This is a genomic window from Mycobacterium sp. Aquia_213 (genome assembly GCF_026625985.1).
Lineage (GTDB): Bacteria > Actinomycetota > Actinomycetes > Mycobacteriales > Mycobacteriaceae > Mycobacterium.
This window is the reverse complement of sequence record NZ_CP113116.1, coordinates 2,455,015-2,481,655: the sequence shown is the minus strand read 5'-3', so window position 1 is coordinate 2,481,655 and position 26,641 is coordinate 2,455,015. Positions and strand designations below refer to the sequence as shown.

Here is a 26,641-nt window from a genome sequence, read left to right as displayed (position 1 = left end):
AGGGCTTTAGCCTTGGGCCACTCGGAGTTCGAGGCCGATGTTGTTTTCCATGCCGCCGCGCAGCTTGCTGAAGAAGTTGAAGACCCTGCCAACGATGCCGTAACGCTTGCCGATCGCGTCGTAGACGGTGCCCGTGTTCGACTTGTCGAGCAGGGCCGCGGTGCCTTCGACCGCCTCGCTCGTCGGGCGACCGCGCATCGTGCAGGTCGCCATCGTCACGCGGGGCGTATTGCGAATCCGCTTGACCTTCCACGAGGTTTCCTGGGTGATCACCAGCAGCCGGTCGCCGTCTACGGCGGTCCAGATCGGGGTCGGCTTGGGTCGCCCGTCCTTGGTGAAGGTGGTCAGCAGGATGTATTGCGCCTTGGCGAGGTCGGCGAAGGTGGGCGTCACGGTCTCAACCTACTCGGGAACGTTGACATTCTCAGCAGTCGGCTGCGCGACGCGGCACAGCTCGTCCAATCGGACCCGGCGAACCGTAATCGCGTCGATCTCGCCGCCGCAACGGCCAACGAACTGGTCGACGAGCTAGGTCAGCCTTCGAGGTCGCCCTCGGATTCCAGTAGCGCCTGGCGCAGACCGTCAAGGGTTTCCGGTTGCGGCTCGGCCCACATGCCGCGCCCGGCCGCCTCCAGCAGGCGTTCGGCCATGCCGTGCAATGCCCAAGGGTTGGATTCCGTCATGAACTTGCGGTTCTCCGGATCCAGCACGTAGCGCTCGGTGAGCTGTTCATACATCCAGTCGGCCATCACGCCTGCGGTGGCGTCGTAGCCGAAGAGGTAGTCGACGGTGGCCGCCATCTCGAACGCGCCCTTGTAGCCGTGCCGGCGCATCGCGGCCATCCAGCGGGGATTGACCACCCGGGCCCGAAACACCCGCGCGGTCTCCTCGGACAGGGTGCGGGTGCGGATCGCGTCGGGCCGGGTGTTGTCGCCGATATAGGCGGCCGGCGCCTTACCGGTCAGCGCTCGCACCGTCGCGACCATGCCACCGTGGTATTGGAAGTAGTCGTCGGAGTCGGCGATGTCATGCTCGCGGGTGTCAGTGTTCTTGGCGGCCACCGCAATTCGCCGGTACTGGCGGTTCATATCGTCGACCGCCTCGCGGCCGTCGAGGTCGCGTCCGTAAGCGAACCCACCCCAGGCGGTGTACACCTGCGCGAGGTCGGCGTCGTCGCGCCAGTTCCGGCTGTCGATCAGCTGCAGCAGCCCGGCGCCGTAGGTTCCCGGTTTCGACCCGAAAATCCTTGTAGTGGACCGCCTTTGGTCGCCATGCTGGGCCAGGTCGGCCTGCGCGTGCGCGCGGACGAAGTTGCCGTCGGCGGGCTCGTCGAGTTCGGCGACCAGGCGCACCGCATCGTCGAGCATCGTGACGACATGTGGGAACGCGTCGCGGAAGAATCCCGAGATCCGCACGGTCACGTCGATGCGCGGGCGCCCCAGCTCGGCCAGCGGGATCGGCGTCAAGCCGACCACGCGGCGCGACGCGTCGTCCCACACGGGCCGAACACCCAGCAGCGCAAGGACTTCGGCGATGTCGTCGCCGGCGGTGCGCATCGCCGAGGTGCCCCACACCGACAGCCCGACCGATTGCGGCCACTCCCCATGGTCGCCGTGATATCGAGCCAGCAGTGAATCGGCAAGCGCGACACCGGCTTCCCAGGCCAGCCGGGACGGTATCGCCTTGGGATCGACGGAGTAGAAGTTGCGGCCGGTGGGCAGCACGTTGACCAGGCCGCGCAGCGGCGACCCGGACGGGCCGGCCGGAATGAATCGGCCGTCCAACGCCCGCAGCACCTGGTCGATTTCGGCGTCGGTACCGGCCAGCCGGGGCACCACCTCCGTGGCCGCGAACCGCAGCACCGCGGCCACCTCGGCATTGTCGGTAATCCCATCGACGGCCTCGGGATCCCAGCCGCTGGCTTGCAGCGCCGCGACCAGGCCGCGTGCCACCGCCTCGGTTTGATCGACGGTGGTCCGGTCGTCGGTGCCGTCTTCGGCGAGACCGAGTGCTTGTCGCAAACCCGGCAGTGCATGCTCGCCCGCGAACAGCTGGCGGGCCCGCAGGATGGCCAGCACCAGGTCGAGTTCCGCTTCGCCCGTGGGCTTTTGCCCAAGAATATGCAGGCCGTCACGGATCTGGACATCCTTGATCTCGCACAGCCAGCCGTCGACGTGCAGGATCATGTCGTCGAACGTGTCTTCTTCGGGCTGCTCGGTCAGGCCGAGGTCATGGTCCATCTTGGCGGCCCGGATCAGCGTCCAGATCTGCTGACGGATGGCGGGCAGCTTGCCGGGATCAAGGGCGGCAACGTTGGCGTGCTCGTCGAGCAGCTGCTCCAAACGTGCGATGTCGCCGTAGCTTTCGGCGCGGGCCATCGGCGGGATCAGATGGTCGACGAGCACCGCGTGGGCCCGTCGCTTGGCCTGAGTGCCCTCGCCGGGGTCGTTGACCAGGAACGGGTAGATCAGCGGCAGGTTGCCCAGCGCCGCGTCGGATCCGCAGGCCGCCGACATGCCCAGCGTCTTGCCCGGCAGCCACTCCAGGTTGCCGTGCTTGCCCAGGTGCACCACGGCGTGCGATCCGAATCTAGCGTCCAGCCAGTGGTAGGCGGCCAGGTAGTGGTGGCTGGGCGGCAGGTCCGGATCGTGGTAGATGGCAACGGGGTTCTCGCCGAAGCCGCGGGGCGGCTGCACCAGCAGCACCAGGTTCTCGGATTGCATTGCGGCGACCACGATCTCGCCGTCGGGGTCATTAGCGCGATCGACGAACAGTTCGCCAGGCGCCGGCCCCCAATGGGTCTCGACCACCTCGCGGAATTCTTCGGGCAGCGTGGCGAACCAGTCCCGGTAGTCCTTGGCAGAAACCCTGATCGGGTTGCCCGCCAGTTGCTCCTGGGTGAGCCAGTCGGGGTCCTGCCCGCCGCGTTCGATCAGCGCGTGGATCAGTGCATCGCCATCGTTGGCATCGATCCCGGGCAGATCGCCGACCCGATAACCGCGGTCACGCATGGCCCGCACCAGGGCTACCGCGCTGGCCGGGGTATCCAGTCCGACCGCGTTGCCGATGCGGGCGTGCTTGGTGGGATACGCCGAGAACACCAGGGCCACGCGCTTGTCGGCAGGGGCGACATACCGCAGCTGCGCGTGCCGGATGGCCAGGCCCGCGACCCGTGCGCACCGTTCCGGGTCGGCCACATACGAGATCAGCCCGTCGTCGTCGATCTCTTTGAACGAGAACGGGACGGTGATGATGCGCCCGTCGAACTCGGGCACCGCCACCTGACTGGCGACATCCAGCGGGGACAGGCCGTCGTCATTCTCATTCCACTGATCGCGTGAGCTTGTCAGGCACAGGCCCTGCAAGATCGGAACATCCAGGGCGGCAAGGTGTTCGACGTTCCAGCTGTCGTCATCGCCGCCGGCCGACACGGTCGCGGGCTTCAGTCCCCCGGCGGCCAGCACCGTGACCACCATGGCGTCGGCATCGCCGAGCCGTTGCAGTAGTTCGGGTTCGGCGGTGCGCAGCGACGCGCAATAGACGGGCAGCGGTCGCCCACCGGCATCTTCGATCGCCGCGCACAGCGATTCGATGTAGGAGGTGTTGCCGGCCAGATGCTGCGCGCGGTAGTACAGCACCGCGATCGTCGGACCATCGGTGGGCCGCGATTGCGGCCGCTCCAGCTCACCCCAGGTCGGGGTAACCACCGGCTCGGTGAAGCCGACGCCGGTCATCAGCACGGTGTCGGACAGGAAAGCGTGCAACTGGCGCAGGTTTTCCACGCCGCCGTGCGCCAGGTAGATGTGCGCCTGCACCGCGATGCCGGCGGCCAACGTGGACAGTCCGGTCAACTCGGCGTCGGCGGCCTGCTCGCCGCTGACCAGAATCGTCGGAATCCCGCTGGCGATCACGGTGTCGATGCCGCTTTGCCAGGCGCGGTAGCCGCCGAGGATCCGGACCACCACGATCTCCGCGTCGGCTAAGAGATCGGGCAGCTCATCGTCGGACAGTCGCGCGGGGTTGGCCCACCGATAGTTTTTCCCGCTGGAACGAGCGCTGATCAGGTCGGTATCGGACGTCGACAGCAGGACGATCGTCGGCTCAGCCACCCGTCATTCGTACCGCAAGGCGACCACCGGGGGCACAGCGCCCGTTCAGGTCCCGGTGCAGATGCTGATGAATCGGATGGGCGCGCAGATGCTGACCCAGACGTGCGGCGGAGGCGGCGGAGGCGGCGGAGGCGGCGGAGCCTGCGGGGGCGGCAGAGCTTGCGGTGCAGCCTGCGCGGCGACGACGCAGGTGTTGGACGGCGCGTCGTACCGGGTCCCTTCGCCACATTGGGCTGCTCTACTTACTGCCGGCGACAGCGTGGTCGCGACAACGGCCAACGCGAGGGCGGCCGGGACGACGGGTGCTAAACGATTCGCTATGCCGAACATCACAGCTCTCCGTGGCCGAGTTGTCCCCCTCAGCAAACTTTGCCACAAACCGCACCGGAGCGCGCATGTTCGATGCCGGATTTTGAGCGCCACGACGGTGTCGCCGTGGCGACCGGACTTGTCGGTGCCCGCAGCTAATATTCGAAAGTATGTTCGATGAATTGCAAGGTGCAGACGCGCTGGTGCGCGCCGACGACGAGACTTTGGTCGCGGCCATCGCGGGGTGGGCGCGTGCCGAAGCCGCCGCTTCGTCGCGCCGACTCGCCGCTATCGCCGAACTGGTGCGCCGCCGCGCGGCGGGCCCCGTCGACCATGTCGATTGGTCGTGCGATAACTGGGATGCGATGGCCGCCGAAATCTCTGCTGCACAAGGAATTAGCCATGGCATGGCTTCTGGTCAGATGTATTTGGCCATCGCGCTGCGCGATCGCCTTCCTCGGGTGTCGGCAGTCTTCGCCGACGGTGCGATCAGCGCGCGGCTGGCCGCTGCCATCGTGTGGCACACGGATCTGATCAAAGACGCGGACACGCTGCAGCTTGTCGATGCAGCGCTGGCCAAAGATGCGGTCCGATATGGGCCGCTGTCGATCGACAAGACGGCACAAGCCATCGATGCGATAGTCGACCGCCATGACCCCGGGGCGTTGCGGCGCATTCGCGCCGCCGCGCGGAGCCGCGATGTGGTGATCGACCTGGCCAATGACGAGTCGGGAACCGCCGCGTTCTGGGGCCGGCTGTACTCCAGCGACGCGGCCGCTTTGGACCGGCGGCTGCTGCAGATGGCGCACGAGGTCTGCGACGACGACCCACGGACGCTTGCGCAGCGCCGTGCGGACGCGTTGGGTGTCCTGGCCGCGGGAGGCCAGCGGCTCGCCTGCGGCTGCGATAACGCCGAATGCGGGGCGGGTGTGCAGCGCGACGAGCGGGCGGCGGGTGTCGTCGTCCACGTCGTCGCCGAGGCGTCGGCACTCGGGGATGAGCCCGACGTGCATATGTCGGGCGAAATGCCGTCACAGGCGGCGACCGAAGGCGACAACCGGCCTTCGGCGTTGATCACGGGCGGCGGAACGGTTCCCTCGCCACGGCTCGCTGACTTGATTCGGAACGGTGCGAAGGTGCGGCCGGTGCGTCATCCCGGCAATGACAAGCCGGCGGAGCCGGGCTATCGCCCTTCGGCGGCGCTAGACGCGTTTGTGCGATGCCGCGACCTGACTTGCCGATTCCCCAACTGCGATCGCCCCGCCGAGATCTGCGACATCGACCATACGATCCCGTATCCGTTCGGCCCCACCCATCCGTCAAATCTCAAGTGTCTGTGCCGAAAACATCATCTGCTCAAGACTTTCTGGACAGCCTGGCGCGACGAGCAGCGGCCCGACGGCACCGTTGTCTGGACGTCGCCCAGTGGCCACACCTACACCACCCGGGCCGGTAGCCGACTACTCTTCCCCACGCTGTGCACGTCGACCGGTGAATTACCCACGGCGCCAAGGGTTGATCATCCGCGCGCCACTCATGGCGTGATGATGCCCAGACGACGACATACGCGGGAACAAGATCGCATCTACCGCATCAACGCCGAACGTGCGCTCAACGCAGCTCATGTCGCCGAACGAAATCAACCGCCGCCGTTCTGAAATCAGCTGGTGCGCACGTCGAAGTCGGCAAGCTCGGGTCGACGCAGGAGTTGGGTATGGGTCTCCGGTGTCCAGGGGAACACCTCGGGCAGGCCATCCTTGCCCACGTACCAACTGTTGCACCCTGAAGCCCAAATAGTCTGCGGTATAGCGGCTTTCAGGCGCTCGTTGTATTCCTTGGTCGCAACTTCCGTCGGCGCGGCGGAATGCACCAAACCGGTGCGCAGCTGTTTGATCCACCAGATCGCGTAGTCGGCTTGGTCCTCAGCGATGGCCATATAAGACTGGTGGCCGATCGGCGAATGCGGACCGATCAGCATGAAGAGGTTGGGAAACCGCGGCACCGCGACCGACCGATACGCGACCGGCCCGTCGGCCCATGCCTCGTCCAGGGTGATCCCGCCCTCCCCGATCAGCTGCAGCGGACGCACATAGGCGCGGGCGTCAAACCCGGTGGCGTAGACCAGCAGATCGAGTTCGTGCAGGGTGCCGTCCACGGTCACGATGCCTCGGGGCTCGATGTGGTCGATCCGATCGGTGACCACGTCGACGGTGGGGTGCTGCACCGACCGGTAGAAGCGCCCCGACATCGCCAGCCGCTTGCACATCGGCTGGTACGACGGGGTGAGTTTGGCCCGCAGTTCCGGGTCGCGCACCGAGCGCAGGTTCCATCGACAGCTGGCCTGGACCAGACTGCGACGCAATCCCGGACGGATCGGAGCGCGGCCCAACACACGCCGCGAGAAGTTGCCCCAAAACCAGTGCCCCAGCACATTGAACGCCGGCACGCGGGTCAGTAGCTGCCGGGTCAGCCGCGAGTACCGCGCGTTGGGTAGCGGCAAGACCCACTGCGCGGTGCGCTGGAACAGCGTCAAGTGGCGCACCTTGCCGTCGCCCAGCTCCGCCATGATCTGCACACCGCTCGAGCCGTTCCCGATCACGCCGATTCGCTTGTCCGGCAGAGTAACCGAGTGATCCCAGCGTGACGAGTGGAATGCCACCCCGGCGAACGTCTCGCGACCCGGAATGTCGGGATAGTTAGGTATGCGCAATATGCCGGTCGCCGCGACGACCACGTCAAACGTCTCTTCGCCGAACGTTGTGGTGAGATGCCATGTCCCGTCCTCGTATTCGGCGCGGGTGACGTCGCAGCCGAAACGGATGTGGCGCCGGATGCCACGTTCGTCGGCAACCCGCCGGAAGTAGGCCTGTAGTTCCGGCCCCGGCGACAGCAACCGCGACCAATTCGGGTTGGGCGCAAACGAGTAGGAGTAAAACCGCGACGGAACGTCACAGGTAAGACCCGGATACGTGTTGTCGCGCCAGGTACCTCCGACCTCGTCGGCCTTCTCGAAGACGGTGAACGACTCGATTCCGGCGTCCTGCAGCTTGGCCGCCATGCACAGGCCCGACACCCCGGCGCCGATTACCGCGACTTTCACCCGACGCTGCTGCGTCATGATCATCACCAACTTCCCCCGTATGAGGCCGACGGTAGTGACGCGGCGCCCGGCTGTGGGGTCGAGAACGGGCCAGACAATTGGTGTTTTCACCCCTACGCTCTGCCTTACCGTGGAGACGTGGCCCGAAATCGCGACACCGACGCCTGCCCTGGTGCGCTGCAGGTGCATCAGGCCGCCGACGGCGCGCTGGTCCGCGTGCGCCTGCCTGGCGGGATGATCACCGCCCCGCAACTGGCGGCGCTGGCCGGCCTGGCAAGTGGCTTCGGCTCGGGCACCTTGGAGCTGACCGTCCGCGGCAATGTGCAGTTGCGCGCGATCACCGATGTGGCGGCGGTCGCCCAGGGCATCGCCGACGCCGGGTTGTTGCCGTCTGCGACACACGAACGCGTGCGCAACATCGTCGCCTCACCGCTGTCCGGGCGCGCCGGCGGACGCGCGGACGTGCGAGCCTGGGTGAGCGCGCTGGATACGGCGATCTGCGCCGAGCCCAAGCTGGTGGACCTGGGCGGCCGGTTCTGGTTCAGCATCGACGACGGCCGCGCCGACGTGTCCGGACTGGGCGCCGACGTCGGGGTGCACGTTTGCGAAGACGGTTACGCACTGTTGCTGATGGGACGCGACACCGGTCTGCGAATGGCCGCCGACGATGTGGTCGCGACACTGGTCGGGGTCGCCGTCCGGTTCACCGAGATACGCGAAAATGCTTGGCGAATCCATGAATTGGATGACATCGACGATCTGCTGCCCGGCGCCGAGCTCAGCGCCGCCCCCTTTGCGCCCGTCACCAAGCCGCCGGTGGGCTGGATAGTCCAGGGCTGGCCCGGTCAGGAAGGCCGGGTTGCGTTGGGTGCCGCGGTACCACTGGGTGTGCTGCCCGCGCAGGTCGCGGAGTATCTAGCGGTGATCGAGGCCCCGATGGTGATCACGCCGTGGCGCTCGGTGCTGGTCTGCGACCTGGACGAAGGTGTCGCCGACGCCGCGCTGCGGGTGCTGGCGCCGCTGGGCTTGGTGTTCGACGAGCACTCCCCCTGGCTGGACGTCAGCGCCTGCACCGGAAGCCCCGGCTGCGCACGCTCGGCCGCCGACGTGCGGGCGGACGCGGCGCACCTCGTCGGGACTGATTCCGCGGTGCATCGGCACTTCGTCGGCTGCGAGCGCGCGTGCGGCAGCCCGCCGACCGGCCAGGTGCTGGTCGCCACCGGGGACGGATACCGGCTGCTGCGTAGCTAGGGTGAGCACGTGCTCGACTACATCCGCGATGCGGCGGAGATCTATCGCCAGTCGTTCGCGACTATCCGCGCCGAGGCCGACCTGGCACGTTTTCCCGCCGACATAGCGCAGGTCGTGGTCCGGTTGATCCACACCTGCGGGCAGGTTGACGTCGCCGAGCATGTCGCCTTCACGGCCTCCGTGGTGGCGCGGACCAGGACCGCGCTGCGAGATGGCGCCCCCGTGCTGTGCGATTCGTCGATGGTGGCCGCCGGGATCACCAAGGCACGGCTGCCTGCCGGCAACGAGGTCGTGTCGTTGGTGGCCGACCCCCGCGCACCCGAGCTGGCCAAGCGAGGGCACATCACCCGCTCGGCGGCGGGCGTGGAACTGTGGGCTGACCGACTCGACGGCGCGGTGCTGGCGATCGGCAATGCGCCCACTGCCCTGTTCCGGCTGCTCGAACTCGTCGACGAGGGAGCCGCGGCGCCGGTGGCGGTGCTGGGCGGGCCGGTGGGATTCGTCGGCTCGGCCCAGTCCAAGCAGGAGCTGATCGACAACCCGCGCGGAATGTCGTATCTGGTGGTGCGAGGTCGTCGCGGTGGCAGCGCGATGGCCGCCGCAGCCGTCAACGCGATCGCGAGCGACGCCGAATGACAAGTCGCGGCACACTCTGGGGCGTTGGGCTGGGACCCGGCGACCCGGAGTTGGTCACGGTCAAGGCCGCCCGGGTGATCGGCGAGGCCGACGTGGTCGCTTACCACAGCGCCCGGCACGGCCGCAGTATCGCCCGCGGCATCGCCGAACCGTATCTCCGGCCGGGCCAGATCGAGGAGCACCTCGTCTATCCGGTGACCACCGAGACGACCGATCATCCCGGCGGCTATGCCGGTGCGATCGAGGACTTCTATGTCGAAGCCACCCAGCGCATCGCCGCGCACCTCGCCGCCGGACGCAATGTGGCGCTGCTGGCCGAGGGCGATCCGCTGTTCTACAGCTCCTATATGCATTTGCACACCCGGCTGACCCAGCGGTTCGACGCCGTCATCGTGCCGGGGGTGACGTCGGTGAGCGCCGCCTCGGCCGCCGTCGCTACGCCGCTGGTGGCCGGCGACGAGGTGCTGTCGATACTGCCGGGCACCCTGCCGGTCGCCGAGCTGACCCGGCGGCTCGCCGACGCGGACGCTGCGGTGGTGCTCAAGCTCGGCCGCTCGTATCACGCTGTCCGGGAAGCACTTTCGGCGTCCGGACGGCTGGACGAGGCGTTCTATGTGGAGCGGGCCAGCACCGCCGCGCAACGTATTTCGCCGGCCGCGGACGTCGACGAGGCCAGCGTGCCGTACTTCTCATTGGCCATGCTGCCGGGCGGGCGGCGGTTCGAACGGTCGCCGGTCGGGGCCGTCGCGGTCGTGGGACTGGGTCCCGGCGACAACGACTGGATGACACCGCAAAGCCGACGCGAGCTGGCCGCCGCGACCGACCTGATCGGCTACGGCAACTACCTGGATCGCGTCCCGGTGCGCGACGGTCAGCAGCGCCATCCCAGCGACAACACCGACGAACCGGCGCGGGCCCGCCTGGCCTGCGCGCTGGCCGAACAGGGCCGTGCCGTGGCAGTGGTGTCGTCGGGCGATCCGGGAGTGTTCGCGATGGCCACCGCCGTCCTGGAAGAGGCCAAACAATGGCCCGGAGTAGAGGTCCGCGTGATCCCGGCGATGACCGCCGCGCAGGCCGTCGCCAGCCGGGTCGGTGCGCCGCTGGGGCACGACTACGCGGTGATTTCGTTGTCGGACCGGCTCAAGCCGTGGGACGTGATCGAGACGCGCCTGGCCGCCGCGGCCGCCGCCGATTTGGTGCTGGCCATCTACAACCCGGCGTCCAAGAGCCGGACCTGGCAGGTCGGCGCCATGCGCGACGTCTTGCTGACCCAGCGCGAACCGGGAACGCCGGTTGTGATCGGGCGCAACGTATCCGGGCCCGACGAAAGCGTCCGGGTGGTGCGGTTGGCCGACCTGGATGCCGCCGACGTCGACATGCGCTGCCTGCTGATCGTCGGATCGTCTCAAACCCAGTGGTACACAGGCGATTCCGGCGACAAGGTGTTCACGCCCCGGCGTTATCCGACCTGAAGCCGGTCACTTGCCGTCGTGGCCCCAGCTGCTCGGCAGCATCGGCACCGACGGTCCGTCGTTCAGCCCGTCGCCGCCCAGCGTCGTGAGCCCCGCGGCGTGGCCGGCACCGGATTTGACTGCGGCCCCGGCAAATCCGAGCGGCCCCGCGCCGGACTCCCCTACCGAGGTGACGGGCTCGTCGTCCGGCCCGGCAGGCGCGTCCTCCAGGTCCATGTATTCGTAGCGGTAGGCCTTGTCCTTGGCGTCTTGCGCCCGACGCCGCCGGGCCTTCAACTTCTCCTTGGCGGATGCCGCCGCGGCCGCACCCGGCGCGTCGGCGTCGTCCGACGCGGGCTCCTCGGACTTGCGGCGTGAGCGATTCTTCGCACTACTGCTCCCCGACAAGCCCGACAGGCCGACGGCCCAGAGCGCGTCGGACAGGCCCGCCCCGAGTCCGGTAGTGCTGGTCGGACCGAAGCTAACTCCGGGTGGGGCACCGGCCGGTGGGGCTCCGGGCGAGGGGGCGGCCGTCGCAGAAGCGGGGGCGGGCGCGGGTGCGCTGGCGCTTGAGGTGCTCGGCACATTGCCGAATCCCGCCGGGGCCGGCGCGGTGGGCATCGGCGTGGGTGCCATCGCGGGCAGCTGCGGCTGAATCGCCAGGGGAACCGCGGTGCTCACCGCGATCGCCGCCGCGCCCGCCGCCGCACCGGCGGCTCCCGCAGCGGCAATAACCATCATCGCCGGGATGGCGACGACGGCCAGCTGAACCGCGACCTGGATGAACGGCCAGAAGATCATCAGGGTGTGAAAGATGGCCCAGCCCATGGCACTTGCGAGAGTGGGCGACAGTCCCAGCTGCGTGAAAAATGAGGCGAGGCTGTTGACCCAAGGCACCGGCGGGAAGGGCCAGCCGCCGGGGTTGAGGTCCTTGGACACGGGCCACGCGAAACTGGTCGTGTACTGCCGGAGCCACGCCTCGAGCTGATCCATCCAGGACGGATACTGCTGCGCCGCGGTGGTGGCTTGCTGCTGGGTGGTCGACGTATCCGCGGCCGCCATCATGATCTGCGGCGCGGGCGTCGACGGCGGAACCGCGGCGAGTGCGGATTCGCTGACGGCCTCATAGGCGCTCATCGTCGTCGCGGCCTGCACCCACATCCGCGCGTAGTCGGCCTCGTTCACCGCGATCGGGATCGTGTTGAGGCCGAAGAAGTTGGTGGCGACCAGGGCGCCGTGGATGGCGTGATTCGCCGCCAGCTCGCCCAGCGTGGGCATGGCGGCCAGCGCGGCCGTGTAGGCGCCGGCGGCTGTCTCGTGCAACGCGGCCGCAGCCGTGCTGTCCGCGGAGCTGGCGAGCAGCCAGGTCAAATACGGGGCGTGGGCAGCGACGTACTGCTCAGCGCTCGGGCCCTGCCACTCGCCGGCCTGCACCGCACCCAGCAGCCCGGTGAGTTCGTCGGCGGCGTCGGCGTATTCGGTGCTCAGCGCCGACCACGCACCAGCAGCCGCCAACAACGGCCCAGGTCCGGGCCCACTGCTCAGCAGGGTGGAGTGCACCTCGGGTGGAAACGCGAGCCAGATCGGGGCGGTCATTGAAGCGGGCCTTCCAGGGCGAGCGGCGGCACGAGTACCTCTTCGGTGGGCCTGATGGCGATGGGGGCTGGCGATGCTTGTCTTCAGTGGTCGTTGCCCGACGCGTTTTAGTTCCACCCGGTTTCTTCTTTGCGCCCGGCGCACGCATGCGCAACGATGCAGGGATGCGGTGTGACGTTGCGCGTGAGGCGCTTTCCGCCCGATTGGACGGCGAGCGTCCCGAAGTGCTCGCGCAGCAGGTCGACGCCCACCTGGAGACGTGTCGCGGGTGCCGCACCTGGCTGATCGGCGCGGCCACGCAGACTCGACGGCTCGCCTCGATCGAGCCCGGAGACGGACCGGACCTGGTCGCCCGAATCATGGCGAGTATCGACGAGGACCCCGAAGCGCGTCACGGCTGGATGCGGGCGGTGCGAGCGCGTTACGCGCGATGGGGACTTATCGCTGTGGGTGTATTCCAGGTGGCGATCGCGGCTGCCCAAATCGGCGGAGTCAACTTCGGCATGGTGTCGCACCACATGCACGGGGCGATGTCCGGCGAACATTTGCTGCACGAATCCACCGCGTGGTCGCTCGCGCTGGGCGCGGCGATGGTTGCCGCCGGTATCTGGCCCGTGATGGCGACCGGGGTCGCCGCGATTGCCGGTGCCTATTCGCTTGGGCTGATCGGTTACGTGGCCGCCGACGCGCTCGACGGACAGGTCACCGCGACGCGCGTTGCCAGCCACGTGCCCGTGCTGCTGGGCCTGGCGTTCGCGGTGCTGGTGGCGCGCGAGCGGACGGGCGGGCGCCGACCACGCGAATCCGATTTCGACGCTTTCGATGGCGAGCTGCCCGCCAGTTTCGTCGGTCGGCGGCGCGGCCACCTGCGGCCGATCAACCGGTCTTCAGACCCCAGCGCGAACTCTACGACAGTCCGTCGTAGACTGACCGAACCCGCGCAACTAAGGTGGTTGGCCATGACCGCGTCCAGCGACGACCAGGCCGTTACCGACCTGGCCTTGGCCGCCGCACGCGGGAACGAGCGAGCACTCGAGGCGTTCATCAAAGCCACTCAGCAAGACGTGTGGCGATTCGTCACTTACCTATCCGACGCGGGCAGCGCCGACGATCTGACTCAGGAAACCTTCCTGCGGGCGATCGGCGCGATCGAGCGGTTCTCCGGGCGCTCCAGCGCCCGCACCTGGCTGCTCTCGATCGCGCGCCGCGTGGTCGCCGATCACATTCGCCACGTCCAGTCGCGGCCGCGCTCCGCCGCGGGTGCCAACCCCGAGCAGGTGCACAACGGCGACCGGCACGCGCGCGGTTTCGAGGACCTGGTCGAGGTGACGACGATGATCGCCAACCTCACCCGCGAACAGCGCGAAGCCCTGTTGCTGACCCAGCTGCTCGGGCTGCCCTACGCCGACGCCGCCGCCGTGTGTGGCTGCCCCGTGGGCACCATCCGGTCCCGCGTCGCCCGTGCCCGCGATGCCCTGCTGGCCGACGCGGAACGCGACGACCGGACCGGTTAGCCCAGTCCGGCAACCCAATCCGCGGCCTCCCGGACGGTTCCCACCGCGTTGATTCCATCTGGCAGTGGTGGGCGGTCCACCATCACCACCGGAATGTCCAGCGCCGCAGCCGCATCCAGCTTTGCCCGGGTCATGTCGCCGCCGCTGTTCTTGGACACCAGGGCGTCAATCCGGTGATCGCGCATGATGGCGATTTCGTCGTCGTAGCGATACGGCCCGCGCGACAACAGCAGCTGGCGGTGGCGCGGCAACGAGTCGACGTCCGGTTCGGTGACCGCACGAATCAAAAACCACGCATCGCTGCCTTGGAACGCTTTTGTTCCGGAGCGGCCGGTGGTGAGAAATATCCGCGAATATTGGTTTTGCGCAATGGCTTTCGCGGCTTCTTTGTCCGATTCGACGACTTCTGCCGTGCCTGGATCCCAGGCCGGGCGGGCCAGCACCAGGTGCGGGATTGTGGCCCGCTCACATGCCTCTGCGGCGTGGGCGGTCATGGTGGCCGCAAACGGGTGGGTCGCGTCGACGACGGCGTCGATGTTTTCTTCTTGTAGCCATTTTTGCAAGCCCGCCACGCCGCCGAATCCGCCGACGCGCACCGGACCGACGGGAAGCACCGGATCCGGCACCCGGCCGGCCAGCGAGCTGATCACGTCGACGCCGGGGTGCAGGGCTTTGGCGAGCGCGCGCCCCTCGCCGGTGCCGCCGAGCAGCAGCACCCGCATCAGTGTTGGCCTTTGGCGCGGCGCGCGGTCGAGTACAGGTAGCTGTCGGTGAAGCCCTCGGCGGCCAGCACATCGCCGACGATGATGACGGCGGTCTTGGTGATGCCGGTCTCGCGCATTTGGCCGGCGATGGTTTCGAGCGTGCCGCGCAGCACTGTCTGCTGCGGCCAGCTGGCGAAAGCCACTACTGCTGCGGGTGTTTCGGTCCGGCACCCACTGGTGAGCAGTTGCGCAACGATGGTGTCGATCTGAGCGGCGGCGAGGTGCAGCACCAGGGTGCCGCCGGATTGCGCAAGGGTTTGTAGGTCTTCACCCGCCGGCATCGCTGTCGACAGCGTCGATACCCGGGTCAGGGTGACCGTCTGCGCCACTCCCGGGACGGTGAGCTCTCTCTTCAAGGCCGCCGCTGCCGCGGCGAAAGCCGGTACGCCAGGCACGATTTCGTAGCCGATGCGCAGCGCGTCGAGTCGGCGGCATTGCTCGGCCAGCGCGCTATACAACGACGGATCACCGGAATGCAGCCGGGCGACATCGTGGCCGGCGGCGTCGGCGTCGGCGAGTTCGGCGACGATCTGCTCGAGCGTCAACGGGCCGGTGTCAACGACTTTCGCGCCGGGCGGGCAGAGGGCCAGCAGGTCGTCGGGCATGATCGAACCCGCGTACAGGCATGTTTTGCATCGCTGCAGCAGTCGTTGGCCGCGGACCGTGATCAGGTCGGCGGCGCCGGGGCCGGCGCCGATGAAGTACACCGTCACTTCGTCACCGTCCACTGGGTGACCGGGTATTGCGGACGCCAGCCGGTGAAGGCTCCCAGCGGGCTGCCCTGGTAAAGCTGAAAACGTCGCAATTCGCCGCCGAGGCGTGAATATGCCTGTATCAGAAGCGATTCGGATTCAATGGTGACGGCGTTGGCGACCAGGCGCCCTCCCTTTGGCAGCTGTTCAAGGCAGGAGTCGAGCAGATCGGGACGGGTCAGGCCGCCGCCGATGAAGATGGCGTCAGGCGCTGGGGCGCCGTCGAACTGGTCGGGTGCTTCGCCGCGCACGTCGACGGCGACGCCGAAGGCCGCGGCATTGAATTCGATATTGATGCGACGCTGCTCGTCGTGCTCGAAAGCCACGGCGCTGCAGCCCCGCCAGCTGCGACACCATTCGACGGCGATGCTGCCCGAGCCGGCGCCGACGTCCCACAACCGCTCGCCGGGCCGCGGCGCTAGTGCCGCCAGGGTGACCGCCCGGACGCCGTGTTTGGTGATCTGGCCGTCGTGGGCGAACGCATCGTCGGGCAGGGGTGCGATGCGCTCGTCGGGCAGGTAGCGAATGGCGATCACGTTGAGGTCGTCGACGCCGGTTGGTGTGTCGGCCCACTGGCGTGCGGTGCTGTCGCGGCGGCATTCGGCTGGGCCGCCGAGTTGTTCGAGCACGCTGAACGCGGAATCGCCACGGCCGTGCACGGTGAGCAGCTCGGCCACGACATTGGGCGTGGAGCCGCTTTGCGACAGCACGATCGCCTGGCCGCCGCGGCGCACCGCGGTGCTCGGCGGTGCGGCGACCAGGCTGATCACCTCGGTGTCCTGGACGTTCCACCCCATCCGGGCGCAGGCCAGCGTCACCGCCGACACGTGTGGGAGCACTGTCACTTTTTCGGCGCCGTAGAGGCGGATCAGGGTGCCGCCGATGCCGTGCATGAGGGGATCGCCGCTGGCGACGATGTGAATGTCGTCGTCGATGGGAAGTGTTTGCAGGGCGGGCAGCATCGGCGACGGCCACTCCCTGCGCTCGGCGGTCACCGTGTCGTCGAGCAATCCGAGTTGCCTTTCGGCACCGTAAATGACCGTGGCCGTTTGCAATTGGATGCGGGCCGCGTTCGATAGTCCTGGCATGCCGTCGGCGCCGATGCCGACCACGACGATCATCGCGGCATCCTGCGCCAGATGAATTGCGGCAGCATCCGCATCACGGCCGCCGCGGGCCCCAACGCCCATGGGATCCACACCGTGCGCCGACCTTTGGCCAACGCCCGCGCGGTCGCGGCGGCGACCTGCTCGGGAGTGCTGGACAGCGGCGCCGGCGTCATGCCCTCTGTCATACGCCCGATCACGAATCCGGGCCGCGAGATGAGCAAGTGCACCCCGGTGCCGTGCAGCGCGTCGGCCAGGCCGCTGGCGAAGCCGTCCAGGCCGGCCTTCGCCGAGCCGTAGACGTAGTTGGCCCGACGCACGCGTGCGCCGGCGATCGACGAGAACACCACCAGGGATCCACGGTCGGCCGCGCGCATGGCTTTCGCGATCAGGGTCAGCATGTTGACCTGAGCGACGTAGTCGGTGTGCACAACGGCGACGGCATGGGCGGCGTCGGCCTCGGCGCGAGCCTGATCGCCGAGGATTCCGAAGGCCAGCACCGCGGTGCCGATGGGTCCGTGCTCGGCGATGACTTCTGCGATCAACGGGCCATGCGAGGCCAGGTCGTCGGCGTCGAACTCCCTGGTGTGCACTGCTGTCGCGCCGGCTGCTTTGACCGCGGCGACCTGCTCGTCGAGCTGATCGGCTCGGCGTGCGGCCAGCACCACCGTCGACCCTTGAGCCAGCCGTCGCGCGAGCTCAATGCCGATCTCGCTGCGGCCGCCCAGAATTAGAACTGGACCTGCGCCCGTGTCGTCCACGGCTGCGATTATGACCTGCGCTAGCGTGAGCGGTGATGGCGAACACCACGACACGGCTCACCAACGACGCTTTGGCCTTTCTGTCCGAACGTCATCTGGCGATGCTGACCACGCTCCGCGCGGACAGCTCGCCGCATGTGGTGGCCGTCGGTTTCACCTTCGACCCCGTGACTCACATCGCGCGGGTGATCACGACTGGGGGCTCGCAGAAGGCCGTCAACGCCGATCGGGCGGGGATGGCCGTGCTCAGCCAGGTCGACGGCGCGCGCTGGCTTTCGCTTGAGGGCCGCGCCAAGGTCAACAACGATGCCGATGCCGTGCGCGATGCGGAGCTGCGGTATGCGCAGCGTTACCGCACTCCCCGGCCCAATCCCCGGCGCGTGGTCATCGAAGTTCAGGTGGAGCGGGTGCTCGGGTCGTCAGATCTGCTCGACCGCGGCGAATAGCTAAGGCGATTCGGGGTCGCGGCGCTCAAACTCTGTGCCTGAAGTCTCGTCCCAGAACTTGGGTGACAACTCGGTCACTCGATCTTCTGGCGGGACGGCATCTCTTTGTCGCCGGAATTCAGCGAAGATCTCGCGGGCGCGCGCTAACTCATCCTCTGTCGGCGGCTTGCGGCCCAGTTCTTCGGGTGTGGTAAAAGTCTTCCCACCAATTTTCTTACTCACGTGATGCTCCCCTCTTCGTACGCCGACCGATCGCTCCAGATCTAATATTCGATCATGTCGTGATTACCGAAGATTCCACCCAACGCATCGCCCTATCTCGTGAAGCGCTTCCGCCGATAGCGCCGGATGCCGCTCGTGAAATCGCCTTAAGATATCGTTAACCCCTTCTTCCAACGTCATGTTGCCCCATTCGATGGGCATACTGACAGCCTCGCGAATGAGATCGGAAATCTGCACACCCAGTATTTCTGCCTCGGCTGATCCAAACACTCGGAGCAGCTTAGTTTTGTCTACCCCTGGAACAGCGGTGTCTTTCACAGCGACGACGATCGCGGAGTTAAGGGTGTCTGGGTTCAAGGTTCAGCTCCTCAGCGCTCGAAGATAATCGTCACAGAACCGTTCTCAGGGTCAATGATCACAATTCTAGTCACATTCGGGTTATCCATAAGCCTTGGTAGTTCGACTGTTTCCCAGACGCTACCGGTACGAAGATTCGATCCGATAACGGCGTGAACCTGGCCTACGACGTTCTCGGCGAACATTCCAGAAACTCGCGACCACCAATCTTGTGCAGCCGGGTCGTCAAAGCTCCACCTGGGCGGCACTACACCATTTCGCTCCAATAGCCCTTCCAAGGTGGTCCCCTCATGCGAGCCCGCGTACAGATCCGCGGCGCCGTTACCCCCTGCAGATACAGGCCCAATACCGAGTCCCTCAGAGGTTCGTCCGGACCAGAAAAAGGCGCCGTTTGGGGGCGGAGAGACAAGCTCAGGAGGCGGAAGCGCGTACGGATCCCCTTCGCTTTGATGCGCCTCGCCTTCGACCTCATCGTTTGACTCGCCGTCGTGTAGCCGCCCATCGTCCGATTTCCCGTCGTTCCGCTCTCCGTCGTGCGGGGATGCTGGTGCGTCGCTGCGGCCGTCGCCACGTCCGTGAGGGGTTCCTTCGCCTGGTGGCGCAACGTGCGGGCCGCCTGAGGAGCCGTCCTCGCCGAGCCCGCGCCATCCGCCGCGACCTGGCGCAGGTAGCTCGGCGGATGGCGCACTGGAAGGCGTCAAATGTGACGGCGATCCGTTGGGTGCCGCAGATGGGAGCGCCGGTGTCTGCTGCGCTGATGGCGCGGCGGCTGGCGATGTTTCAAGCGGAGCACCATCGGCCGCCAGCGGGACGCGAGACGGATTGGGTTCTTCGAGCTGCGGATTGCGTGGCGGTAAGTGCTCGGTGGGTGCGGCCGACACCGATGCGGGCTCTCGTGGGCCGCCCGCAAGTGCTGACGCTGGTTCGTGCGGACCGACTGGCGACTCTGGGCGACCCGGGGCCGATCCGCCCGGCGCCGTTGGCGAATGAGGTGCTGGCGTGCCCGGCGGCGCGGGTTCCACGGGCCGCGGTGGCGGCGCCTGTGGAGCCTCGACCGGTGGCGCGCTGACCGGACGGCCGCCGGCCGGAAGATCTGTCTTGGGCAGATCGAGTTTGAGGTTGTCGAGGTCTCTCGTCAGGTTGGTGCTGGCCTTGCCAATGTCGCCTAGCGCACCGGTCGTCGACGCAAACTCCCCGACCTCGCCGACCCGCCCCGCCGCGCCTGCGCCTTCTGCGGCATCTTCGGCGCCACGCGCAGCCGCAGATCCTGCTTTCGCCCCCGCACCGGCCTCTCCGACTCCAGGAAGAAAAAGCGTGGCGCCATCGAAGAGGTTCTCCCCGAATCCCAACCCCGGGCGAGCGGTACTCCAATCATCCAGGTGCAGAAGGGATTTCCACATCTGGAAGTTAGCCGCCCCGCCTTCCTGTGGATGCAGAATGAGGTTGAGCGTGCCTGCTTTGAACTGGCTCTGCACCATGTCCTTCCACGTGGTCTCCGCTCCCTTGGGATCGAGGAGCAACCACGGCGCTGCTAAATCGCCCAGGCCTAGGGCCGCTTGGGCGGCTCCTTTGACAACTCCCTCATTTGCGTTCACGAAAGTGTCGAAAACAGTGGCGACCTGGTTTCCTACCGCGTCACCTAGAAAGTGGGTGAACTGGCCGCGCATGTGCTTTTCCATGTCGACGACAAGGCCGTCGGCCATCTGCATCAGCAGCTTGATCCCCTGCTCGAAAGCCCTTGCTTCCCGGCCCAAGTCATGCAATACGGCGTTGACGTCCCGCGCGATCTTTTTGATTTCTTCGAACGCGTCGCCATCGAGTACCGAGACCACGTCATGCCAGATGTCAGTCAGCGACTCCAAGCGGTGCAACAGATTTCGGATATCGTTTTGGGCTTTGGCGACTTGGTTGGCGAAATCGTCGAGGGTGAAGGCCATCGCCACGCACCCCGCCCCCAACTTGTCCATCGCGACGCCGATTTGCGACAAAACGTGATCAATTTTTTCGCCCTCGGGGATCTGCTGCGTACCGACCAGCGTCCTCGATCCATTGAGCGCTCCTTGCATTCCGCTGACCGCCGAGCTGAACGCGCGCCAACACCCGGCCGCGGCATGAATCGCCGCCACATCGCCGTCGGGCCACACATCGTCGACGAAGGACTGCACCACCGCCCAAAGCAGCGGAGGGGGCTCTCCTGGCCCCAATGTTCCCGGCGGCCCTGGCGCGCCGACCTTCGCCGGTTCCGCTGGCGCCTGCAACACACTGGCACCACCACCCAGCCGCGAGGCGGCTTCCGCCTTCGACCAGTTTGACGCGTCGACTTGGATCATCACTCCGTTGCGCCGGCACGCATTGATTGCTGCCGCGGCGGCATTTAACAACGACTCCGCTGTCCCTTGATACGACAGCCCGAATACCTCACCGGCGACATCCAGACCCGTGTTGGCTCCGAAACCAGCCGTCAATACCGCCATTGCGGCTGCCAAACCATCGCCGGTAGCGACGGCAGCGCTGCCCGCAGCGAACAGCGCATCCGGGTCTACCGCGAGGATGGGCATGCGCGGGATTGTCGCCCGTGCGTTCGGGCGCCGCACTTCACCCAAGGATTGCGGGACGACGCTAGCCGTGGCCGGGCGTTGGCCACAACTCGTTCGTCAACACCCCCATGCGTGTGGGTACTACCTACCAGTTTCGGGCAGTTGCTTGTAACAGTGAATTGACCGGCAACGATGCCATGATTAGCCTCGCCATCAGGGCATGGGGGCACGTTAAGTTGACGGATCTGCGGCATTCGGGCAACGGATTCGGTTTCGCGATCGTGACGACATGGGAAAGTTTGAAACTGGGGATGGTTGAACATGTTGACCGGCACGGGTTCGCTACTGAAGCGGTCCAGCCGTGCTGCGCGGGCACCGTTGCGCCCCAATCCAACCAAGGCAGCGCCTAGTTCCACTGGACGGCGCTCGGGAGGATGCGATGAGTGGTGACGATGAAATTCGCATAATTCTCGAGCACCTGGCCAAGTTGAGTGGCGGTCCGCTGCCACCGGGGATCACGCCCGATCAACTGGCCACGGGTCAGGTCCCCTTGAGCCAGCTGCTGAGAGCGCTAGGTCTTGCAGCTAATGGCGGCGATCCCCGCGACATGGGCGACGCTCAAACCGGATATGCCGAACGCGACGCGAAAATCGGTGACGCCATGGCCAAGTTCCCTGCAAATGAAGCAGAGTCGGCCGCGAAGGTCGGCAGCCCCGCCGAGATGGCGCAGCAGATTCCGCAGATGATCTCTGGCGTCGCGGGCGGTATCTCAGGTGCCATGCAAGGTTTGCTGCAGCCGTTGAGCCAACTTCCGCAGCAGGCTGCACAGATCGGGCAGCAGATGATGCAAGCCGGCATGGGCGCGATGCAGCACAGCGGAGAAGCGGCTGCAGCCGGCGCGGCAATTCCCGGTGAATTGACGGGTTCCACGAGCGGCGCCGGTGCAGGCGGTGGCGGTTTGGGCGGCGGCGGGCTTGGCGCCACCACGCCGACGGGGAGTCTCAATCCGCTTCCCGCTCCGTCCGCCGGCACCGAGCCTGCGTCATCGCGTACCGGCTCGGTCCCGCCGCCCAGTGCGTCGGCACCGACTTCCGCCCCAAGGGGTGGGATGGGCGCGATGCCGATGATGCCGCCGGGCGCCATGCACGGAGCGGGTGGCGGCGGGAAAGACGAGAAGCCCGACACCAAACGCATTGTCGCGCCTTCGGTTAAGAACGGTGCTCCCGTCCAAGGTCGCATCACAACTCCGCCGCCGACTCCCGAGGTCGTCAAACGTGTTGAAGGAAAACCAGTTACGAGTCGACGCATTATCTTGCCCGACCAAAAGCGCGATGACGATGATCCAGACTCAAGCCGGTAGAGGAACGGCGCGTGCGATTAGTTCAGCACCAGATCCCTTGCGATACGGTCGGATAACGTACTCCCGTTGCAACGGCGCTGGTATGCAAATTGCTTTGGCAATCGTCGACGAGCGATAGGATCAGGCCGTGTCGCACTTCACTCCGCCTCCACCAATGCCGCCGCCCCCGCCATCTTGGCCACCATCGTTGCCAGCGCCACGCACGCGACAGTGGCCGATGTTCGCATTTCTGATAGTCGCTCTCTTGGTGACGCTCGCAATTGCAATCGTCGGCTGGTTCCGACCTGTGCAACCCAAACCTCCATCGCCTCCGACCTACACAGCCCAACAAACCGCCGATGCGAAGGCCAAGGTGTGCGCGGCCTACGAGAAAGTACACAGCGCGATCAAGGTAAGCACGGGCCGAGATATGGGTAGCGACCCCACGGCGCAACAGGTTTACGCGCTGACTGGTCGACAAGCGCTTCTCGCAGGAAGTACACATCTTCGGACGGTGCTTTCCGCCCAACCGGCAACACCAAGCGAGCTCGCAACGGCCATCCGGAAACTAACAGATCTTTTTCCAGAACTCACGATTGACTATCTGAATAGCGCTCCTGATTCAGAAATGGAGCCGACGGTGCGCGCCGCCGATGAGGCTACGTTGACAGTTGAAAGACTTTGCAAGTGATTTTCCCTCCCGGAAAATACTCAATTCCCATCGTTGGTGATCAATGGGTAGATGACCAAGATCTGATGGCACTTTCACATGGCAGAACCAATCGGGGAAGTATCAAGACAGGGTTTTCGAATTTTGCGGATACGCTGCGTCATGCCCAATCCGGTCCCCTCGCCGACCAGCGGGGGCATACAGCCGACGATCTTCGCAATGCTTACCGTCAGGGCGAAGATCAAGCGCGACAGGTTGCTCAAAAGAACGGCGCCAAGGAGAACGCCTACGGCAGCGCCTACGACAGTATGGTCAGCCTCCAGCACGACCTGACCAATATTGCCGCAGAAGGCAATCAGCGAATCAAAGAGATAGAAGACTCCAAAGAGCCTGTGGAAGCCAAAGTGCCCCAGATCGTCGCCGCAGTACAGCAGTATCGGGCGCTTGCCAACATCGCTGCAGCGAAATACTCCGGGAACGTCTTTGACGCGATGCAACAAATCCTCGATGCCGAAGGATCTGGCCAGTCAGCCCGCCAGTTCGCCCAAAACCACGGCCTTGACGTCGGTCGGATGTTCAGAGCACCCGATGACCAAAAGGACCTCGAGGAGCAGGTGAGAGGCGTACTCCAAGGCCATGGGTCCCCGACTGGCCCCACCCCTGGCATCGAGGGCCCTCAAGGAGAATCACCTCCCGGTCCTGGAACGCAGATTGCACCTATCGTCTCCCGTAATCCCACTGACCTCACGGAAGGTCTGAAATCGACCCCGTCCCCCTCAGGGCAGATTTCCCCCGCCGTTGCCCGCGGTCCAACGAATCTCACGCCAGGTCTGAAACCCCCCGAAGGACAGGTTGTTCCCGTCTCCTCAAGCAATCCGACCGGACTTACACGAGGCCTGAAAGGGTCCCCCCTCCCGGCTTCATCGCCAGGACCCGTAGCACCTGCACCGTCCGCGGGCCCTATGCCGTCTGCATCAGCCCCGGGCGGCGCTTCCGTACCGGGATCGCCAATGATGAGCGGGCCGAGCCCGAGCCTTCACGCAGCCGGCCCAACACCCCTAACCGGTGCACCAGCGGCGCCTGCAAGCCCGGTCCAACCGGTGACCCCGTCCGACTTGATGCACAGTTTCGACAAGGGAATGCAAGCAGGAACACCACTTTCGGCGACCGCCGGCGCAATGCCGCCACCTCAACCCCCGGAACCGCAGGGCACGCCGACGACGCCAACCGCTGGCATGGGAAGTGTCCCGGTCAACGCGCCGACATACGACTCCCCCGCGCCGATCGCACATGCAGCAGCCCCCGACGCAACCCCGGCACCGCAGGTCGTCGCGGGACCATCGGCACCAGCTGCCCCGGCCGCACCCGCGGGCCCACTGCCTGCGTACGCCTCCGACATAAGGCCGACGATCCCCGCGGCCTCAGCGCCTGTTATCCCATCGAGCCCACCGCCGTCGGCGATGGCAAGCTCCGCGCCGGTCCACCCCTCAGCCGGCCAAAGTAGCCCCGCCGGGCCAACAATGGTCCGCCAAACTCCCCCTCCCGCAACTCCTTCGTCGCCGTCGAGTCTGGGCACCGAGGCCGTCGCGGCGACCGCCACCGGCGCAGTCGCCGGCGCCGCATCCGCCAACGCCGCCGAGCGGGCCCGGCTGGAACGACTGGTCGCCGCGGTCGCCCGTCAGCAACCCCGGCTGGCCTGGGCAGCCGGCGATCGCCCCGACGAAACCACAGTCCTCACAACCGATCTCGCCAGCGGCTGGATCCCGCCGGGCATCGAGCTCCCGGCCGCGGTCACGCTGCTATCTCCCGAACGCCGGCGCGGCGCCATCGAAACCCTGCTCGGCGAAGTAACTCTCGCCGCCGGCTACACCCCGATCCACCACATTGCCGAGGAAGACGAGCCGGTCCCCACATCGACACGCCCTCGACGCCTGCCCGACATCAACGAACTCGGTTGGGAACTCAACCAAGCAACCCAGTGGCGCGACGGCCTGCCGCGACTGGCCCACACCCTGGCCAAAGCCGCTACCAGCGGCACCGGCGTGCTGGACAAAGAGGTTGAACTCCTGCAGGCGCATCTGCGCGAGGTCAGCACCCGCGTGCTGGATAGCTACCCCGAAAACGTCGATTTCCACGACGTCGGCAACTGGCAGCTGCTGGCCGCCATCGAAGCGCTTGTGGTGGGCAACAAGTCCGATGCCAACTATCACCTGGCCTGGTTCCAGGCCTGCAGCAAGACAATTGGGCAAGCTCAGCACTGACGGAAGGGGCCGCCATGTACGTCGACACGGGATTACTGCACTCGGGTGGAAGTCAGTCCCACCGCGCCGGCGGGCACGCCCAGGACGCGGCTGATCGCCTGTCGCGAGGGCCGCTCATGTCGGGCATGTTCGGCGACTTTTCCGCGGCAGAGGAGTTTCACGAAGCGGTGAGCGTGGCCCACGGTAAGCACGTGAAAAGCCTTCAGGCCCACGGGGAAACGCTGACCGATGTCGGCGGCAAAGCCTACAAAGCCGCCGCGAGCTTCACCGACATGGAGGCGCACAACTCCGGGGACCTGCGGGCCGTGCGACCCAGCCACTCCAGCTAAGACACCGGCACCACGACGAGCTCGTGCGGCCGGTTGTTGACCGGCAGCGCGCCGTCTTCGGTCACGACGACGATGTCTTCGATGCGGGCCCCCCAGCGGCCCGGAAAGTAGATGCCCGGTTCGATCGAAAAAGCCATCCCCGCAGTCAAAGGCAGGTCATTGCCGCTGACGATATAGGGCTCCTCGTGCACCGAGAGCCCGATGCCGTGACCGGTGCGGTGCACGAAAAACTCCGCGAGTCCGGCCTCGGCCAGCACCCCGCGAGCAGCGGCATCGACCTGCTCGGCAGTCACCCCCGGACGAACCGCCTCATAAGCCGCCCGCTGGGCCCTCTGCAGCAGCGAATACTGTTGTGCGACTTCGGCATCAGGCTCGCCGATGCTGTAGGTGCGCGTCGAGTCGGAATGATAACCGGGCTCGTAGGCTCCCCCGATGTCTACGACGACGATGTCACCGGCCTGCAGTTCGCGGTCCGAATAACTGTGGTGCGGATCGGCGCCGTGCGGGCCGGAGCCGACGATGATGAACGACACGTCCGAATGCCCTTCGCCGACAATGGCTTCGGCGATGTCGGCGGCAACATCGGCCTCGGTACGGCCCGGGATCAAAAACTCCGGCACCCGCGCGTGTACCCGGTCGATGGCCGAACCGGCCTTGCGCAGCGCGTCGATCTCACACTCCTCCTTGACCATCCGCAGCGTGCGCAGGATGTCGGTGGCCAGCACCGGTGACACGCCGAGCACCCCGGCCAACGGCAACAGATGCAGCGCCGGCATCGAATCGGTGACAGCCGTCGCCGAAGGGCCACCGCCCAACGCCCCGAGAACCAACTGGTAGGGGTCGTCGCCGTCGACCCAATCGCGCACCGCCAAGCCCAGTTCCGAAATGGCCGACCCCTTCAACGAAGCCAGCTCCAGCCGCGGCACCACGATGGTCGCATCACCAGAAGCCGGTACCACCAGCGCGGTCAGCCGCTCGAACGTCTGGGCGCGCGAGCCGCTGAGGTAGCGCAGGTCATATCCCGGGGTGATCACCAGGCCGTCGAGTCCGGCGTCGGCGGTCGCCGCGGCGGCCGCGGCCAGGCGACGGGCATACACCTCGGCGTCGAATCGGTGAGAGTCCATGGCAGCC

The 26,641-nt window shown here is 66.6% G+C and carries 23 protein-coding genes and 1 pseudogene; 11 read left to right on the top strand and 13 right to left on the bottom strand.

Going from position 1 to position 26,641, the window contains the following annotated elements:
- Nucleotides 1-6 precede the first annotated feature (6 nt).
- The 3 genes from LMQ14_RS11650 to LMQ14_RS11640 all read right to left on the bottom strand — a co-directional run bounded on the left by LMQ14_RS11650 (nucleotide 7) and on the right by LMQ14_RS11640 (nucleotide 4,439).
- Nucleotides 7-393, bottom strand: coding sequence for a PPOX class F420-dependent oxidoreductase (locus tag LMQ14_RS11650; RefSeq protein WP_267734870.1), 387 nt, complete (start codon nucleotides 391-393; stop codon nucleotides 7-9).
- 140 nt (nucleotides 394-533) lie between these two features.
- On the bottom strand, nucleotides 534-4,109 hold the full coding sequence (gene cobN / locus LMQ14_RS11645) for a cobaltochelatase subunit CobN (RefSeq protein WP_267734869.1): 3,576 nt from the start codon (nucleotides 4,107-4,109) through the stop codon (nucleotides 534-536).
- A gap of 45 nt (nucleotides 4,110-4,154) precedes the next feature.
- Nucleotides 4,155-4,439 carry a hypothetical protein gene (locus tag LMQ14_RS11640; RefSeq protein WP_267734868.1) on the bottom strand — a complete coding sequence of 95 codons (285 nt, stop codon included), beginning with the start codon at nucleotides 4,437-4,439 and terminating at the stop codon, nucleotides 4,155-4,157.
- A gap of 149 nt (nucleotides 4,440-4,588) precedes the next feature.
- Here LMQ14_RS11640 and LMQ14_RS11635 point away from each other — a divergent pair, with 149 nt between their 5' ends.
- On the top strand, nucleotides 4,589-6,076 hold the full coding sequence (locus LMQ14_RS11635) for an HNH endonuclease signature motif containing protein (RefSeq protein WP_267734867.1): 1,488 nt from the start codon (nucleotides 4,589-4,591) through the stop codon (nucleotides 6,074-6,076).
- A gap of 2 nt (nucleotides 6,077-6,078) precedes the next feature.
- Here the strand turns inward: LMQ14_RS11635 and LMQ14_RS11630 are convergent, their stop codons facing one another.
- Nucleotides 6,079-7,536, bottom strand: coding sequence for a flavin-containing monooxygenase (locus tag LMQ14_RS11630; protein WP_267734866.1), 1,458 nt, complete (start codon nucleotides 7,534-7,536; stop codon nucleotides 6,079-6,081).
- A 120-nt stretch (nucleotides 7,537-7,656) separates the two neighbouring features.
- Here LMQ14_RS11630 and cobG point away from each other — a divergent pair, with 120 nt between their 5' ends.
- From cobG to LMQ14_RS11615, 3 genes are read left to right on the top strand one after another with little or no spacing between them, the layout of a single operon-like run.
- A complete protein-coding gene (gene cobG / locus LMQ14_RS11625; RefSeq protein WP_267734865.1) occupies nucleotides 7,657-8,769 on the top strand; it encodes a precorrin-3B synthase in 1,113 nt (370 codons plus the stop codon).
- Nucleotides 8,770-8,778: 9 nt separating this feature from the next.
- Nucleotides 8,779-9,405 (top strand): precorrin-8X methylmutase, encoded by a 627-nt coding sequence (locus LMQ14_RS11620; RefSeq protein ID WP_267734864.1) that lies wholly within the window; start codon nucleotides 8,779-8,781, stop codon nucleotides 9,403-9,405.
- Nucleotides 9,402-10,877 carry a precorrin-2 C(20)-methyltransferase gene (locus tag LMQ14_RS11615; RefSeq protein ID WP_267734863.1) on the top strand — a complete coding sequence of 492 codons (1,476 nt, stop codon included), beginning with the start codon at nucleotides 9,402-9,404 and terminating at the stop codon, nucleotides 10,875-10,877. The genes LMQ14_RS11620 and LMQ14_RS11615 overlap by 4 nt, the downstream gene beginning before the upstream one ends.
- 6 nt (nucleotides 10,878-10,883) lie before the next feature.
- Here LMQ14_RS11615 and LMQ14_RS11610 read toward each other — a convergent pair whose 3' ends face one another.
- The gene (locus LMQ14_RS11610; protein WP_267734862.1) at nucleotides 10,884-12,452 is read right to left on the bottom strand and encodes a PPE family protein; all 1,569 of its coding nucleotides are present in this window, start codon (nucleotides 12,450-12,452) and stop codon (nucleotides 10,884-10,886) included.
- Between the two features lie 146 nt (nucleotides 12,453-12,598).
- Between LMQ14_RS11610 and LMQ14_RS11605 the strand changes: the two are divergent.
- Nucleotides 12,599-13,234, top strand: a pseudogene (locus tag LMQ14_RS11605) (DUF2275 domain-containing protein); the annotation flags it as partial.
- 177 nt (nucleotides 13,235-13,411) lie between these two features.
- Nucleotides 13,412-13,966, top strand: coding sequence for an RNA polymerase sigma factor SigC (sigC, locus tag LMQ14_RS11600; RefSeq protein ID WP_267735463.1), 555 nt, complete (start codon nucleotides 13,412-13,414; stop codon nucleotides 13,964-13,966).
- Here sigC and LMQ14_RS11595 read toward each other — a convergent pair.
- From LMQ14_RS11595 to LMQ14_RS11580, 4 genes are read right to left on the bottom strand one after another with little or no spacing between them, the layout of a single operon-like run.
- Nucleotides 13,963-14,688, bottom strand: coding sequence for a cobalt-precorrin-6A reductase (locus LMQ14_RS11595; protein ID WP_267734861.1), 726 nt, complete (start codon nucleotides 14,686-14,688; stop codon nucleotides 13,963-13,965). The genes sigC and LMQ14_RS11595 overlap by 4 nt on opposite strands.
- The gene (cobM, locus tag LMQ14_RS11590; RefSeq protein WP_267735462.1) at nucleotides 14,688-15,443 is read right to left on the bottom strand and encodes a precorrin-4 C(11)-methyltransferase; all 756 of its coding nucleotides are present in this window, start codon (nucleotides 15,441-15,443) and stop codon (nucleotides 14,688-14,690) included. Before cobM ends, LMQ14_RS11595 begins: the two co-directional genes overlap by 1 nt.
- Nucleotides 15,440-16,603: a precorrin-6y C5,15-methyltransferase (decarboxylating) subunit CbiE gene (gene cbiE, locus LMQ14_RS11585; RefSeq protein ID WP_267735461.1), complete on the bottom strand. Its 1,164-nt coding sequence runs from the start codon at nucleotides 16,601-16,603 to the stop codon at nucleotides 15,440-15,442. Before cbiE ends, cobM begins: the two co-directional genes overlap by 4 nt.
- Nucleotides 16,600-17,349 (bottom strand): SDR family NAD(P)-dependent oxidoreductase, encoded by a 750-nt coding sequence (locus tag LMQ14_RS11580; RefSeq protein WP_267734860.1) that lies wholly within the window; start codon nucleotides 17,347-17,349, stop codon nucleotides 16,600-16,602. Before LMQ14_RS11580 ends, cbiE begins: the two co-directional genes overlap by 4 nt.
- A 35-nt stretch (nucleotides 17,350-17,384) precedes the next feature.
- Between LMQ14_RS11580 and LMQ14_RS11575 the strand changes: the two genes are divergently transcribed.
- Complete coding sequence (locus LMQ14_RS11575; protein WP_267734859.1) at nucleotides 17,385-17,795, top strand: F420-dependent biliverdin reductase; 411 nt, start codon at nucleotides 17,385-17,387, stop codon at nucleotides 17,793-17,795.
- On the opposite strand, the gene LMQ14_RS11570 is transcribed toward LMQ14_RS11575, so the two are convergent.
- Together LMQ14_RS11570 and LMQ14_RS11565 are read right to left on the bottom strand one after the other, a co-directional pair.
- Entirely contained in the window at nucleotides 17,796-18,017 is a 222-nt protein-coding gene (locus tag LMQ14_RS11570; RefSeq protein ID WP_267734858.1) for a hypothetical protein, read from the bottom strand.
- A 368-nt stretch (nucleotides 18,018-18,385) separates the two neighbouring features.
- Nucleotides 18,386-20,932 carry a hypothetical protein gene (locus tag LMQ14_RS11565; RefSeq protein WP_267734857.1) on the bottom strand — a complete coding sequence of 849 codons (2,547 nt, stop codon included), beginning with the start codon at nucleotides 20,930-20,932 and terminating at the stop codon, nucleotides 18,386-18,388.
- 529 nt (nucleotides 20,933-21,461) lie between these two features.
- Between LMQ14_RS11565 and LMQ14_RS11560 the strand changes: the two genes are divergently transcribed.
- Nucleotides 21,462-22,271 (top strand): hypothetical protein, encoded by an 810-nt coding sequence (locus LMQ14_RS11560; protein WP_267734856.1) that lies wholly within the window; start codon nucleotides 21,462-21,464, stop codon nucleotides 22,269-22,271.
- Nucleotides 22,272-22,488: 217 nt separating this feature from the next.
- Complete coding sequence (locus tag LMQ14_RS11555) at nucleotides 22,489-22,941, top strand: hypothetical protein (protein WP_267734855.1); 453 nt, start codon at nucleotides 22,489-22,491, stop codon at nucleotides 22,939-22,941.
- A gap of 74 nt (nucleotides 22,942-23,015) precedes the next feature.
- Here the strand turns inward: LMQ14_RS11555 and LMQ14_RS11550 are convergent, their stop codons facing one another.
- Entirely contained in the window at nucleotides 23,016-23,417 is a 402-nt protein-coding gene (locus LMQ14_RS11550) for a hypothetical protein (RefSeq protein WP_267734854.1), read from the bottom strand.
- A 1,023-nt stretch (nucleotides 23,418-24,440) separates the two neighbouring features.
- On the opposite strand from LMQ14_RS11550, the gene LMQ14_RS11545 reads away from it, so the two are divergent.
- Entirely contained in the window at nucleotides 24,441-25,181 is a 741-nt protein-coding gene (locus LMQ14_RS11545) for a DUF5631 domain-containing protein (RefSeq protein ID WP_267734853.1), read from the top strand.
- Between the two features lie 14 nt (nucleotides 25,182-25,195).
- Nucleotides 25,196-25,510: a DUF2563 family protein gene (locus tag LMQ14_RS11540; protein ID WP_267734852.1), complete on the top strand. Its 315-nt coding sequence runs from the start codon at nucleotides 25,196-25,198 to the stop codon at nucleotides 25,508-25,510.
- Here LMQ14_RS11540 and LMQ14_RS11535 read toward each other — a convergent pair.
- Complete coding sequence (locus tag LMQ14_RS11535; RefSeq protein WP_267734851.1) at nucleotides 25,507-26,634, bottom strand: M24 family metallopeptidase; 1,128 nt, start codon at nucleotides 26,632-26,634, stop codon at nucleotides 25,507-25,509. The genes LMQ14_RS11540 and LMQ14_RS11535 overlap by 4 nt on opposite strands.
- Nucleotides 26,635-26,641 lie beyond the last annotated feature (7 nt).

Excerpts from the sequence above, each read along its gene's own strand:
- LMQ14_RS11640 (WP_267734868.1), bottom strand. The coding sequence starts at position 4,439 with ATGTTCGGCATAGCGAATCGTTTAGCACCCGTCGTCCCGGCCGCCCTC.
- LMQ14_RS11635 (WP_267734867.1), top strand. The coding sequence starts at position 4,589 with ATGTTCGATGAATTGCAAGGTGCAGACGCGCTGGTGCGCGCCGACGAC.
- LMQ14_RS11630 (WP_267734866.1), bottom strand. The coding sequence starts at position 7,536 with ATGACGCAGCAGCGTCGGGTGAAAGTCGCGGTAATCGGCGCCGGGGTG.
- LMQ14_RS11615 (WP_267734863.1), top strand. The coding sequence starts at position 9,402 with ATGACAAGTCGCGGCACACTCTGGGGCGTTGGGCTGGGACCCGGCGAC.
- LMQ14_RS11610 (WP_267734862.1), bottom strand. The coding sequence starts at position 12,452 with ATGACCGCCCCGATCTGGCTCGCGTTTCCACCCGAGGTGCACTCCACC.
- sigC (WP_267735463.1), top strand. The coding sequence starts at position 13,412 with ATGACCGCGTCCAGCGACGACCAGGCCGTTACCGACCTGGCCTTGGCC.
- LMQ14_RS11595 (WP_267734861.1), bottom strand. The coding sequence starts at position 14,688 with ATGCGGGTGCTGCTGCTCGGCGGCACCGGCGAGGGGCGCGCGCTCGCC.
- cbiE (WP_267735461.1), bottom strand. The coding sequence starts at position 16,603 with ATGATCGTCGTGGTCGGCATCGGCGCCGACGGCATGCCAGGACTATCG.
- LMQ14_RS11575 (WP_267734859.1), top strand. The coding sequence starts at position 17,385 with ATGGCGAACACCACGACACGGCTCACCAACGACGCTTTGGCCTTTCTG.
- LMQ14_RS11565 (WP_267734857.1), bottom strand. The coding sequence starts at position 20,932 with ATGCCCATCCTCGCGGTAGACCCGGATGCGCTGTTCGCTGCGGGCAGC.
- LMQ14_RS11555 (WP_267734855.1), top strand. The coding sequence starts at position 22,489 with ATGTTCGCATTTCTGATAGTCGCTCTCTTGGTGACGCTCGCAATTGCA.
- LMQ14_RS11545 (WP_267734853.1), top strand. The coding sequence starts at position 24,441 with ATGGTCCGCCAAACTCCCCCTCCCGCAACTCCTTCGTCGCCGTCGAGT.
- LMQ14_RS11540 (WP_267734852.1), top strand. The coding sequence starts at position 25,196 with ATGTACGTCGACACGGGATTACTGCACTCGGGTGGAAGTCAGTCCCAC.
- LMQ14_RS11535 (WP_267734851.1), bottom strand. The coding sequence starts at position 26,634 with ATGGACTCTCACCGATTCGACGCCGAGGTGTATGCCCGTCGCCTGGCC.